Origin of the sequence: Geodermatophilus normandii, assembly GCF_003182485.1 — a bacterium.
Lineage (GTDB): Bacteria > Actinomycetota > Actinomycetes > Mycobacteriales > Geodermatophilaceae > Geodermatophilus > Geodermatophilus normandii.
This window is the reverse complement of sequence record NZ_QGTX01000001.1, coordinates 753,834-766,534: the sequence shown is the minus strand read 5'-3', so window position 1 is coordinate 766,534 and position 12,701 is coordinate 753,834. Positions and strand designations below refer to the sequence as shown.

At 77.3% G+C, this 12,701-nt stretch carries 10 protein-coding genes; 3 read left to right on the top strand and 7 right to left on the bottom strand.

The window, feature by feature from the left end; genetic code table 11:
* Window positions 1-2: 2 nt before the first annotated feature.
* Both JD79_RS03845 and JD79_RS03840 read left to right on the top strand, forming a co-directional pair.
* Window positions 3-1,700, top strand: a complete 1,698-nt coding sequence (locus tag JD79_RS03845; RefSeq protein ID WP_110004456.1) for a GTPase family protein — start codon at window positions 3-5, stop codon at window positions 1,698-1,700.
* Window positions 1,697-3,280 carry a YfjP family GTPase gene (locus tag JD79_RS03840; protein ID WP_110004455.1) on the top strand — a complete coding sequence of 528 codons (1,584 nt, stop codon included), beginning with the start codon at window positions 1,697-1,699 and terminating at the stop codon, window positions 3,278-3,280. The genes JD79_RS03845 and JD79_RS03840 overlap by 4 nt, the downstream gene beginning before the upstream one ends.
* Before the next feature lie 63 nt (window positions 3,281-3,343).
* Here JD79_RS03840 and JD79_RS03835 read toward each other — a convergent pair whose 3' ends face one another.
* From JD79_RS03835 to JD79_RS03820, 4 genes are all read right to left on the bottom strand, one after another.
* Window positions 3,344-4,939 (bottom strand): HNH endonuclease signature motif containing protein, encoded by a 1,596-nt coding sequence (locus tag JD79_RS03835; protein ID WP_110004454.1) that lies wholly within the window; start codon window positions 4,937-4,939, stop codon window positions 3,344-3,346.
* A gap of 168 nt (window positions 4,940-5,107) precedes the next feature.
* On the bottom strand, window positions 5,108-6,331 hold the full coding sequence (locus tag JD79_RS03830; RefSeq protein WP_110004453.1) for an MFS transporter: 1,224 nt from the start codon (window positions 6,329-6,331) through the stop codon (window positions 5,108-5,110).
* A 49-nt stretch (window positions 6,332-6,380) separates the two neighbouring features.
* Window positions 6,381-7,874: a precorrin-2 C(20)-methyltransferase gene (locus tag JD79_RS03825; protein ID WP_110004452.1), complete on the bottom strand. Its 1,494-nt coding sequence runs from the start codon at window positions 7,872-7,874 to the stop codon at window positions 6,381-6,383.
* The gene (locus JD79_RS03820; protein ID WP_110004451.1) at window positions 7,871-8,491 is read right to left on the bottom strand and encodes a precorrin-8X methylmutase; all 621 of its coding nucleotides are present in this window, start codon (window positions 8,489-8,491) and stop codon (window positions 7,871-7,873) included. Before JD79_RS03820 ends, JD79_RS03825 begins: the two co-directional genes overlap by 4 nt.
* Before the next feature lie 44 nt (window positions 8,492-8,535).
* On the opposite strand from JD79_RS03820, the gene JD79_RS03815 reads away from it, so the two are divergent.
* Complete coding sequence (locus JD79_RS03815; protein ID WP_110004450.1) at window positions 8,536-9,705, top strand: glucose-1-phosphate adenylyltransferase family protein; 1,170 nt, start codon at window positions 8,536-8,538, stop codon at window positions 9,703-9,705.
* Here the strand turns inward: JD79_RS03815 and cobG are convergent.
* Genes cobG through JD79_RS03800 form a run of 3 tightly spaced genes read right to left on the bottom strand, consistent with a single transcriptional unit; the run spans window position 9,690 to window position 12,561 of the window.
* Window positions 9,690-10,847: a precorrin-3B synthase gene (cobG, locus tag JD79_RS03810; protein WP_110004449.1), complete on the bottom strand. Its 1,158-nt coding sequence runs from the start codon at window positions 10,845-10,847 to the stop codon at window positions 9,690-9,692. The genes JD79_RS03815 and cobG overlap by 16 nt on opposite strands.
* 13 nt (window positions 10,848-10,860) lie before the next feature.
* Window positions 10,861-11,802 (bottom strand): pyridoxal-phosphate dependent enzyme, encoded by a 942-nt coding sequence (locus JD79_RS03805; protein ID WP_110004448.1) that lies wholly within the window; start codon window positions 11,800-11,802, stop codon window positions 10,861-10,863.
* Between the two features lie 27 nt (window positions 11,803-11,829).
* On the bottom strand, window positions 11,830-12,561 hold the full coding sequence (locus JD79_RS03800) for a DUF4383 domain-containing protein (protein WP_110004447.1): 732 nt from the start codon (window positions 12,559-12,561) through the stop codon (window positions 11,830-11,832).
* Between the last annotated feature and the right edge of the window lie 140 nt (window positions 12,562-12,701).

The following is a 12,701-nucleotide window of genomic DNA, read 5'->3' as shown; positions in this document are numbered from 1 at the left end:
GAGTGACCGCGCCCGTGCTGTTGACCGATGCCCTGCAGGAGCTGCGCGATGCGGTCGCCGCGGCTCCCCTCGGCCTGGCCACGCCCGGGCGGGACGCCACCGTGCGCACCGCTCGCGCGGTCGTGGACCAGGTCGACGACTACCTGCTGCCCCGGCTGCGCGACCTCGACGCCCCGCTGCTCGCCGTCGTCGGCGGGTCCACCGGTGCGGGCAAGTCCACGCTGGTCAACAGCGTGCTCGGGGCGCGGGTGACCACCCCCGGCGTGCTGCGGCCGACCACCCGCGCGCCGGTGCTGGTGTGCTCGCCGGCCGACCTGCCGGCGTTCTCGGGCGACCGCGTGCTGCCGGGGATGGCCCGCACCACCGGCGAGGGGGACGTCGCGGGCGGGCTCCGCCTGGTCCCCACCGGGGCGCTGCCACCGGGGCTCGCGCTCATCGACGCCCCCGACGTCGACTCGGTGGTCGAGGCCAACCGCGACCTCGCCGGGCAGCTGCTGTCGGCGGCGGACCTGTGGGTCTTCGTGACGACGGCGGCCCGCTACGCCGACGCCGTCCCGTGGGACCTGCTGCGGACGGCGCAGGAGCGGGGGACGGCGCTGGCCGTCGTGCTGGACCGCACGCCGCCGGAGGCGGTGACCGAGGTGGCCGCCGACCTCGCCGGGATGCTGCAGCGCGGCGGCCTGGGGTCGGCGCGGCTGTTCGTCGTCGAGGAGCGGCCGCTGTCCGACGGGTTCCTGCCCGAGGGGCAGGTCGCCCCGCTGCGCGACTGGCTGCGCGGGCTGGCCGCCGACCAGGAGCAGCGCGCGGCCGTCGTCCGGCAGACGCTGGCCGGGGCGCTGGAGAGCCTCGACGGGCGGGTGGCCGCGGTCGCGGCCGGGGTCGAGGAGCAGGCGGCCACCGCGACCGCCCTGGGCGACGCCGCCGACGCCGCGTACGACGGCGCGCGCCAGGCGGTCGGCGAGGGCGTGGGCAACGGCAGCCTGCTGCGCGGGGAGGTCCTGGCCCGCTGGCAGGACTTCGTGGGGACCGGTGAGTGGATGCGCTCCCTGCAGAGCCGGGTGGGCCGGCTGCGCGACCGGCTGGGGGCGGCGCTGAGCGGGCGGCCGTCGTCGGCGGACTCCCTGCACGGGGCGCTGGAGTCGGGTGTGGAGACGCTGCTGCGCGCCGAGGCCGAGCGCGCCGCCGACCGCACGGTGACGGCGTGGCGCTCGCTGCCCGGGGGCGGGGCGCTGGTCGCGGGACGGGAGGAGGAGCTGGGGACGGTGTCGCCGGACTTCGGGCCCGCGGCCGCCGACGAGGTGCGCGACTGGCAGGGGTACGTGCTCGACCTGGTGCGCGAGGAGGGCGCGGGCAAGCGCTCGCAGGCGCGGCTGCTGTCCTGGGGCGTCAACGGGGCCGGCGCGCTGGTGATGGTCGCCGTCTTCGCCTCGACGGCGGGCCTGTCGGGTGCCGAGATCGCCATCGCCGGCGGGACGACCGCGGTGGGGCAGCGGGTGCTCGAGGCGGTCTTCGGCGACGCCGCCGTGCGGGCGCTGGCCGCCCGCGCGCGTGCCGACCTCGACGCCCGCGCCGACCGGCTGCTGGCCGCCGAGCAGGACCGCTTCGACGAGCTGCTGGCCGTCGCGGCGGAGGCACCCGGTGCGGCGGGGCGGCTGCGGGCGGCGGTGGCGGCGCTGGCCGCGGCGCGGAGCTCGGCGTGAGGGCGCGCGAGCTGTCGCTGGCCGACCGGCTGGCGGCGCTGCGCGAGGCGGTCGGGGTGGCCGAGGGGCGGCTGGAGGTCCCCGAGGTGGGGGCCGCGCGCTCGCTGCTGGCCAAGGCCGGTGCCCGCGAGGCGCTGGGCGACGCGACCGTCGTCGCGCTGGCGGGCGCCACCGGCAGCGGCAAGTCCACGCTGTTCAACGCGCTGTCCGGCGCGGAGGTGAGCACCCCGGGCGTGCGCCGGCCGACGACCGGCGTCGCGCACGCGACCGTCTGGGGGGACGAGGGCGCCGACCGGCTGCTCGACTGGCTGGAGGTGCCCCGGCGGCACCGGGTGGCCGACGCCGACCCCGCGCTCGACGGGCTGGTGCTGCTCGACCTGCCCGACCACGACAGCGTGCGGCTGGAGAACCGGCTGGAGGTCGACCGGCTGGTGCAGCTCGTCGACGTCCTGGTCTGGGTGCTCGACCCGCAGAAGTACGCCGACGACGCCGTCCACACCCGCTACCTGGCGCCGCTGGCCGGGCACTCCGGCGTGCTGCTGGTGGTGCTCAACCAGGTCGACCGGCTCGACGAGGCCGCGGCGGTGGCGTGCCTGGCCGACCTGCGCCGGCTGCTCGACGAGGAGGGCCTGGCCGGCACGCCGGTGCTGCCCACCGCGGCCCGCACCGGGCTCGGCCTGCCGGAGCTGCGGGCGGAGCTGGCCCGGCGCGTGGGCGCGCGCAAGGCGGCCACCGACCGGCTCACCGCCGACGCCCGCGCCGCCGCCGGGGCGCTGGCCGCCCACTGCGCTCCCGACGCCGGCCGTGACCGCGGGCCGGACCGGGCGGCGCGCGAGGAGCTCGCCGGCGCGCTCGCGAGCGCCGCCGGGGTGCCGGCCGTGGTCGCGGCCGTGGAGCGCTCGGCCCGCCGCAACGGCACCGCGCACACCGGCTGGCCCGTGCTGCGGTGGACGTCGAAGCTGCGCGCCGACCCGCTGGACCGGCTGCACCTGGGCGACGAGCGCTCGCGGACCTCGCTGCCGCAGGCCGGGGTGGTGCAGCGGGCCGGGATGGACGCCGCGCTGCGCCGGGCCCGCGACGCCGCGGGCCGGGGACTGCCGGAGGCCTGGCGCGACGAACTGCGGCGCACGTCCGAGGAGACGGAGGAGCGGTTGCCCGACCGGCTCGACCGCGCCGTCGCCGGGACCGACCTCGGCCCGGACCGCACGCCGATCTGGCAGCGCGCCGTCGGGGGCCTGCAGTGGCTGCTCGCACTGACCGCGCTGGTGGGGGCGCTGTGGCTGCTCGCCCTCGTGGGGCTGGGACTGCTGCAGCTCGACGACGTCGTCCCGCTGCCGCGGGTGGAGGGCATCCCGCTGCCCACGCTGCTGCTGGTCGGCGGGTTGCTGGCCGGGTTGCTGCTGGCGCTGCTGTGCCGGCCGCTGGTGGCGATGGGGGCCAGACGCCGGGCGCGGACGGCGCGGCGCAGGCTCACCGCCCGGGTCGCGGAGGTCGCCGACTCCGACGTGCTCGCGCCCCTGTCCGAGGCGCGCGCCGACCACGACCGCTACTGCGCGGCGGTGAGCCGGGCCGCGTCCTGACCTGCGCGGAGGGGTGGGAGGTGCAGCCCTACCCGGGCCGGTGAGGCGTCGCGAGCTGCTGGTTCAGAACGGCGGCGGATCGCTGTCCGGGGCGTCGCGCTCGTCCTGGGGTGGCCCGGTGTCCTCGGCCGGTGGTGGCCGCATGCCCGGTGGCCGGGTGGTGCGGGTGATCCCCGACGGAGTCGTCACGGTGAGGACGCCGTCGGGGCTCATGGTGAACCGCCAGCCGCGGGCGAGGGTCTTGAGCCGGTGGTGGCTGCGGCACAGGCAGCACAGGTTGGCGCAGTCGGTGGCGCCGCCGGGGGCGTGGGGGACGACGTGGTCGGCGTCGGCCCATCCCACGCGCTGGCCGCAGGTGGGGAAGCGGCAGGTGCGGTCGCGGGTGCGCACGAAGCGCTGCTGCGCGGCCGAGGGGGCGTAGCGGTCGACGGATTGCGGGCGGTCGAGCACCGCACACCCGCAGTCGGCGCCGGCATCCGAGGCGGCGGGGTGGTCGGGGCAGCCGCGGTGGGCGATGCGGCGCAGCTGGTCGAGGGTGCTGGTGGCCCGCAGCGTGCCGTCCTCCTCGGTCAGCGCGAGGGTGACCGATCCGCCCTCCGGGGTGCGCACGCCGAGGGCGTCGAGCTGCTGCAGCAGTTCCCGGAGCTGCGCAGCGGTGATCGGCAGCCCGTCGACCTCACCGGCCTCATCGGACCGCCCCGCCAGGGAGGCGAGGGTGGCGATGACCTGCAGGTGCGCCGTCACCGGCGGGCGGGACTCGTCCCACGGGCGCTGCAGCAGATCGGCGAACACCGCCGTGCGCAGCTGCCCGATCGGGCGGGGGTCACCGTCGGCCTCGAGCATTCGCGCCAGCTCATCGACCAGCGCGTGACAGGCCGCCGCGACGTCCGCGGGCAGGTCGGCGGCCAACGTGGCCATCCCCTCCTGCGGGGCGGGGTAGACCCGCACGTCCGCGCGCCGCCTGGCCTGCTCCCGCCGCCGGTCGGCGGCCTCGGCATCCAGGTGCAGCAACAACGCCAGGGCGCGCTTCCTCAGCTTCCCCACCGTCAGCTGCGCGGCCTCGGGCAGCACTTGGGCCTCCACCCGGCGGGCGATGACCGGATCGGTGTGCTCCAGCACGTCGACCAGCGTGCTGGCCCGGTACTCGTCCAGCTGCCCGGCCGCCATCGCCGCCCAGGTCGCGGGCAGGTGGCTGCGGTAGGTCCAGGCGCGGTGCGCGAGCTGACCCGCCGACAGCCGCCCGCAGTTGAGGATCACGGCCAGCTCGGCGGAGAAGAACTCCGACACCCCCGGCAGCTCGGGATCGGGCTTCCACGACCGCGCCCCCGGCGTCCCGGCCGGCGGGTCGTCGTCATCGGGGGAGTCGTCGGCCAGACCCAGGATCAGCTCCGCCTCGTAGGCGGCGTCCATCGCCTTGCGGGCCTGCAGGCGCTGCAGCTCCGCGGCCTTCTGCTGCCGGGGCAGCAGGGCGACCGGGAGCCGCTGAGCACGGACGGGCTGCTCCACCAGCCAGCCCGCCAGCGCCCGCTCCACGAGCGATCCGGTGACCTCCTGCACGACCCCGAACCCACGCACCGGGTACGACAGTTCCCGCAGGTCAGGCGGGAAGTCGACGGAGAAATCTCGGGTCGACGTCGGGCGCTGCTGGACCGCAGTCATCGGTCAGGCGACACCCGGCGCGCCGGCCCGAGACGCCCACCTCGAGCTGCGATGGACGAAGCCACGACAGACCACCAACAGCTCGGGAGGCGCGTCGGTGCGACGACGGCTGGACGGCGACGTGCCGTCGGAGGCGGCGGCGGGAACGCGGCCGGGCAGCGAGCCGGGTCAGGCCGCGAGCGACTCCGCGGGCTCCTGGGCCGTGACGGCGGCCGACCGCCGGGGGCGGGACAGCCGCAGCCCCACCGCGGCGACCACCGCGAGCGCGATGACGACCACGCCGTAGACCTCCGCGACCGCCCGCAGCCCGAGCGTGTTCACCGCCAGGCCGGCGACGATGGCCGGGATGCTGAAGGCGAGGTAGCCGACGACGAAGACGCTCGACAGCAGGCCCGCACGGTGGCCCGGCGAGACGCCCGCGGTCACGGTGGCCACGGAGCCGAAGAAGGCCGCGCCGAAACCGAGGCCGGCCACCCCGGCGGCGACGAAGAACAGCCAGAGCGTGCCGGTGACCAGCGCGACCAGCAGGCCGACGACGGCGGTGGCGAACACCAGGCAGCCACCGCCCATGGCCCGGCGCGGGGCGAGGTCGCGCGCCAGCAGGCCGCCGACGGCCGCCGAGCCCTGCATGCACAGGATCAGCAGGCTCCCGACCAGGTGGTCGTCGACGCCGAAGACCCCGGCGGTCAGCGACGGGCCGAGGGAGAGCACCAGCCCGCCCATCGCCCACAGCGCGACCAGCGCCGGGGTGGCCACGAGGAACGCCCGCCGCTGCGGCCGGGGCACCTCGACGCGGGGGCGCAGCGAGGCCAGCGCGCCGGGCAGCCGCGGGGAGGTCTCCGGCAGCGCCCAGGCCACGACGGAGCCGAGCACGAACACGACGGTCAGGACGCCGAACACCCACGGCGTCGGGCTGACGATGGTCTCGATGGCCAGCCCCGCGCCGACGGCACCGAGGGACAGGCCGAGGCCGGGCGAGACGCTGTTGAGCAGCGCGCCGAGCGGGCGGTCGCGGCGCTGCAGGTCGAGCAGGGCCGCACCCAGCGAGCCGGTCAGCGCACCCGTGGACAGCCCCTGCAGCACGCGGGCGGCCAGCAGCCAGCCCACGCCGTCGGCGGCGAGGAAGACCACCATCGCGACCGCCTGCAGCAGCAGCGCCCCGGCCAGGACCGGCCGCCGCCCGACGTGGTCGGACAGGCTGCCCACCACGAGCAGCGCGGCCAGCAGCGCGAGGGCGTAGATGCCGAACACCAGCGTCAGGACGCCGGAGCCGAACCCGAACTGCTCCTGGTAGACGCGGTAGAGCGGCGACGGGACACCGGAGGCGGCCAGCACCAGCACGAGGAGTCCGGCCACCGACCAGAACGAGAGCGGGCGGGGGAGTCGGGGCACGCATGGTGGCAAGCCGCCCCGCGGGCCGGTTGTTCCCCGCAACGGGATGTCAGCCGGGATGGCGCCGCGGCGTGTACACCTGCCCGGACGGCGCCACCCGGGTCTGGGAGGACCCGACGATCAGCAGGCACCGCATGTCCACCGTCTCCGGGTCGAGGTCGCCGAGCGTGGTCACCCGGACCTCCTCCTCCGGCCCGCCGACGTCGCGGCCGACGACGAGCACCGTCTCCGGCTCGCGCACCTCGCGCAGCACGTCGAGGGCCTTGGCCAGCTGGTGCGGGCGCGCCCTCGACCGCGGGTTGTAGAGGGCGAGGACCAGGTCGGCCGCCGCCGCCGACCGCAGCCGGTCGAGGACGACGTCGAGCGGCTTCAGCACGTCGGAGAGGCTGATCACGGCGAAGTCGTGGCCCAGCGGCGCACCGACGCGGGAGGCCACGGCCTGCGCCGCGGTCAGCCCGGGCAGCACCCGCACCCGCACGCCGGCGTGCTCGGGCCGGGCGGCCACCTCGAGCACCGCGGCGGCCATCGCGAAGACGCCGGGGTCGCCGCTGGAGACGACCGCGACCCGCCGTCCGGACCGGGCCAGCTCCAGGGCGTGCGCGGCCCGCTCGGCCTCCACCCGGTTGTCGCTGGGGTGCCGGGTCTGGCGCGGGTTGGCCGGCACGCGGTCGAGGTAGGGGCCGTAGCCCACCAGGTCGTCGGCGCAGGCGAGGGCGTCGGCGACCTCCGGCGTCGTCCACCCCCGCGCGCCGGGGCCGAGGCCCACGACGACCACCTCGCCGACCCGCACCGCGGGCTCCTCCGCGACGGGCGGGTTCCCCGGCCCGGTGAGCGGCGAGGGCAGCAGCGCCAGCGAGAAGTACGGCACGGTGTCCGGGTCGACGTCGGCCAGCGGGGCGACCCGCTGCCGGTCGGTGGTGGCCCGCTCCACGTAGAGCGCGCGGTCGAGGACGCCGGCGGCGTCGAACGCCTCGCGCACCCGGCCGAAGGTGCGGCCGAGCTTCACCACCGCGGCGGAGTCGGTGGTGGCCAGCCACTCGGCCAGCTCCTCGGCGGGCAGGGTGCCGGGCAGCACGGTGAGCACCTCGTCGCGCTCCACCAGCGGCCGCCCGACCACCGCCGCGGCGCCGCTGACGCTGGTCACGCCGGGCACCACCTCGGTCGGGTAGCGGTGCGCGAGCCGCTTGTGCATGTGCATGTAGGAGCCGTAGAAGAACGGGTCCCCCTCGGCGAGCACGACGACGTCGCGGCCGGCGTCGAGGTGCGCGGCCAGCCGGGCGGCGGCGGCCTCGTAGAACTCGTCGATGGCGCCCTGGTAGCCGCCGGGGTGGTCGGGGGTCTCGGTGGTCACCGGGTAGACCAGCAGCTCCTCGACCTGCCCCTCGCGCAGGTAGGGCGCGGCCAGCGCGCGGGCCACCGAGCGGCCGTGCCGCGCGGCGTGGAAGGCGACGACGTCGGCGGCGCCGATCAGCCGGGCGGCCTTGACCGTGACCAGCTCGGGGTCGCCGGGCCCCAGCCCGACGCCGTACAGCCGCCCGGTCACTCGACGTCGCTCGCGATCGCGTTGACGGCCGCCGCGGTGATCGCGCTGCCGCCCCGCCGGCCGCGCACCACGAGGAAGTCCAGGTCGGAGGCGGCGAGCGCCTCCTTGGACTCCGCGGCGCCGATGAAGCCGACCGGGATCCCGAGGACGGCGGCCGGGCGCGGGGCGCCGGCGGCGACCATCTCGAGCAGGTGGAACAGCGCGGTGGGCGCGTTGCCGATGGCCACCACGGCGCCGCCGAGCCGGTCGCGCCACAGCTCCAGCGCCGCGGCGGTGCGGGTGGTGCCGAGGTCGGCGGCCAGGCCCGCGACCCGCGGGTCGTCCAAGGTGCAGACGACGTCGTTGTCCTTGGGCAGCCGGCGCCGGGTGACGCCCGAGGCGACCATCTGCGCGTCGCACAGCACCGGGGCGCCGGCGTCGAGGGCCTCGCGGGCACGCCGGACGACGTCGGGGCCGGCCGCGACGTCGGCGGCCAGGTCGACCTGGCCGCAGGCGTGGATCATGCGGACCACCACCCGCGCGAGGTCCTCGGGCAGGCCGGTGAGATCCGCCTCGGCGCGGATCGTCGCGAACGACTGCCGGTAGATCTCGGCGCCGTCCTTCTCGTACTCGTACATCGCCGTGGAGGCTACGGGCCGCCGCGGCGGGGTAGCCGGGCAGCATGGCCCTTCCCCGTCTGCTCGTCCTCGTGCTGGCCGGTGGCGCCGGTGGCCGCCTCCAGCTGCTCACCGAGCACCGCGCCAAGCCCGCCGTCCCCTTCGCCGGCGTCTACCGGCTGATCGACTTCCCGCTGAGCAACTGCCAGCACTCCGGGATCCCCGACGTGTGGGTGTCGATCCAGCAGCACCCGACGTCACTGGCCGACCACCTGGCCAACGGCCGGCCGTGGGACCTCGACCGCACCAGCGGGGGGCTGATGACCCTGCCGCCGTTCCAGGGGACCGAGCGGGGCGGGTGGAACACCGGGACGGCGAACTCGCTGTGGCGCCAGGCCGAGCTCATCCGCGGGTTCGGCGCCGACGCGCTGGTGGTGGTCAGCTCCGACGCCGTCTACGAGCTCGACTACCGGGAGGTCGCCGAGGCGCACCTGCAGTCGGGGGCCGAGGTGACGATGGTGACCACCGAGGTCGCCGCCGACGACGCCGCCCGCTACGGCATCGTCGAGGTCGACGGCGACCGGGTCACCGGCTACGCCTACAAGCCCGACGAGCCGGCGACCACCACGGCCACCAACGAGGTGTTCGTGTTCACCCCCGGCCCCACGCTCGACCGGCTCGAGCAGCTGCGGTCGGAGGTGGGCGAGGAGGGGCTCGAGGACCTCGGCAGCCACCTGCTGCCCGCCCAGACGCGCGACGGGCTGGCCCGGGCGTACCCGCTGGAGGGCTACTGGCGCGACGTCGGCACGGTCGAGTCGTACTGGGAGGCCCACCAGGAGTTCCTGTCCGAGGAGCCGCCGATCGACCTCGACGACCCCGCGTGGCCGATCCACACCCGCGGCGGCCGGCACAGCGCGGCGCGGGTGCTCGACGACGGCCAGATCGAGAACAGCCTGCTCTCCGGCGGTACCCGGGTCTCCGGCGACGTGCGCGGCTCGGTGATCTCGCCGGGCGTGGTGGTGGAGGCCGGGGCGACCGTCGTCGACTCGGTGCTGCTGCCCGGCGTGCGGGTGCGCTCGGGGGCGACGGTGACCCGCTCGGTGGTCGACGACCGGGTCGACGTCGGCCGGGGCGCCACCGTGGGCGGCGAGGGGGACGTCACGCTGGTCGGCCGGGCGGTGGCCGTCGCCGAGGGCACCGAGGTCGCCGCGGGCGCGCGCTACCCGGAGGACTGAGCGACGCGGTAGCCGGCCGGTGTGGCGACGACGTCGAGGACGTCGCCGCGCGGCCGGCCGCAGCGGCGCTCGCACCCGGCCCAGTGCACGCGGGAGCCCTCGGGCACCGCCCCGGACGCGACCGCGGCGGCGGCGTCGGCGCGCACGTCGGCCCGCGACCTCGCACACCCGGGCCGGCCGGCGCACGAGGTCACCCGCACCCACGGGCTGGCGGCGTCGAACACCATCCCGGTGCGGTGGAGGTCGACGGCGGCGTCGTCCACGCGGTCCTCGGCGAGGTCGGGCACCACGACGCTGCGCCACGGCGTCAGCTGGACCTCCCCGGTGAGCGAGGCGAGCAGGTCGGCCTGGCCGGCGGTGACCCGGCCGAGCGGGACGACGCCGACGAGCGCCGTCCGCCCGTCGGCCTGGGTCTCCGCGCCGACCGGGCCGGTGTCCGGCGCGGGCGGGACGGCGACCGGCGCGGAGCGGGCACCGTCCAGCCGCGCCGCGACGCGGGCGACGCCGTCGTCGAGCTCGGCCAGCCGCCAGGCGGTGCCGCCCCGGGCGTCGCGCTCGGCGAGGAACGCGCGGGTGGCGGCCAGCAGCAGGCCGACGGCGTCGGAGGGGCCGGCGCGCAGCCCGCTGTCCTCGCCGGCGAGCAGCAGCGCCACCGACGACGGCGACAGCGCGAGCAGGCCGACGTCGCCGCCGAGGCCGGACACGTCGCCGCGGCCGTCGTCGAGCGTGGCGAGGTAGCGGCCGGGCAGCGCGGCCAGGGCGGGGTCGGCGCACAGGCCGGCGTCGAGCGCGGCCACCCACGGGCGGGCGTCGAGCAGCCCCCCGGCGCGGCCGCTGAGCGCACTGGCCAGCACGTTGCGCACCCGCTCGTGCGTCTCGCTGGGCAGCAGGCCGGCCGCGGCCAGCCGGTCGCCGAGGTCGCGGGCGGCGCCGGGCGCCAGGCCGCGCAGCTGCAGGTTGCCCCGGCTGGTCATCTCCAGCGCGCCGTCGCCGAGGTCGCGCGCCGCGGCGGCGAGCGCGCGCAGCTGCACGGCGGTCAGCAGGCCGCCGGTCACCCGCACGCGGGCGAGCTCCCCGTCGGCGGCGGGGTGCGTCTGGAGGGCGCCGGGGCAGGCGTCGGGGCGGAGTCGGGCGGTGGTCATCGCGCCCGCGAGGCTACGACGGCGCCAGGACCCCGGCGGCCAGCTCGGCGGCCAGCGGGTGCCCGAAGAGCCCCGGCAGCCCGCCGGTGTGCACGAACACCGTCGGCTCGCCGGGCCGGACCGAGCCGTCGGCCACCGCGGCGGCGAGCCCGGCCAGCGCCTTGGCGGTGTAGACGGGGTCGAGCAGCAGCGCCTCGGTGCGGGCGGCGGTGCCCAGCGCGGTGACCGCGGCGTCGGTACGGGCGCCGTACCCGTCGCCCACCTGGTCCCGGCGCAGCCGCAGCGCCCCGGGCGACCCGCCGAGCGCCGTCACCAGGCCGGCCACCCGCTCGGCCGGGTCGGGCACGGCGCCGACGTCCACGCCGAGCACCCGGTCCGCGCCGAGCCCGGCGACCAGCCCGGCCATCGTGCCGCCCGAGCCGACCGCGACGACGACGTGCCGCGCACCGGGCGCCTGCTCCTGCAGCTCGGCCGCGCAGGCGAGGTAGCCGCGTGCGCCGGTCACCGACGAGCCGCCGAGCGGCAGGACGGCGGGCACCTCGCCGTCGGCCCGCAGCTCCTCCACGACCGATGCCACCCGCTCCCCGACGCCGGCCGGGTCGGGCACCACGACGACGCGGGCGCCGAGCGCCGCGTCGAGGGCGAGGTTGCCGGGCCGGTCCGCAGCAGGGGTCCCGCCGAGGACGAGGACGGCGCGCAGGCCCAGCCGGGCGGCGGCCGCGGCGGTCATCCGCGCGTGGTTGCTCTGCACGCCGCCCGAGGTGACCAGGACGGTGGCACCGGCGGCCAGCGCCTCGGCGACCAGGTGCTCGAGCTTGCGCACCTTGTTGCCGCCGCCGAGGTCGGTGAGGTCGTCGCGCTTGACGGCGAGGTCGCCGGGCGCGAGACCCAGCGCCGCGGACAGCCGCGGCGCCGGGTGCAGCGGGGTGGGCCAGGACGAGAAGGGGACGGTCACGCGGGCATCGTGCCGGTCCCCGCGGGGTCAGGCGTCGCGGCGGGCGCGGTCGAAGGACATCCAGACCTCGCGGCGCTCCTTGCGGGTCTGCACCTTCGACATCGCGTCGACCCGGCGGCGCTGCTCGAAGGACGCCACGTGCTGGACGACGGCGACCTCGGCCTCGCGCATGGCCCGCTCGGCGGCGAACTCGGCCGGCGTCGAGGGGTACTCGTCGGGCGAGACCGGCGACACCCCGTCGTCGTCACGCTCCCGGGCATAGGGGCTGTCGGGCGGCAGGTTGCCGCTCACCCGGCCGTAGGCGCCGACGAAGAGCAGCACGAGCCCGGCGACGACGGAGAAGCCGACGTTGCTCAGGCCGAAGGCCAGGAAGTTCAGCTCGGTGTTGAGCACCGCCAGGTTGGCCAGCGCCGACACCAGGAACAGCACGCCGATGACGATCATCACGGTGGACGCCGTGCGCGGGCTGCGGAAGGCGGAGAAGACCAGCACCGCCGCGGTGACCAGCGAGATGGTCGACAGCAGGCCGTTGGAGGACAACCCGAGGACGCGCTCGCCGTCGGTGGAGAAGAAGTCCAGGCCGTTGGCGAGCCCGAGGACGCCGAAGACGGCGATGATGCCGGCGACGACGAACGCGCCGGTGCGGTGGACGACGAGGACGCGGTGGCCGGGTTCCTCCGGCGCGCGCGGCGGGGTCTGCGGACGGGTGGTCGCCGGTGCGCGGTCGGCGGTCCGGTGGCGGTGCAGCGACAGGGCCATGGTCGTGCTCCCTCGGAGTGGAGGACTGCTGACACCGGTTGTTCCCAACTCGATGGCACCCGGATGCAGTTGGTTCCGTCCTTCCTCGTCCGTTCGACCGCCGGGCGTGTCGTGATCTCGGGAAGACCGGAGGGCCGCGC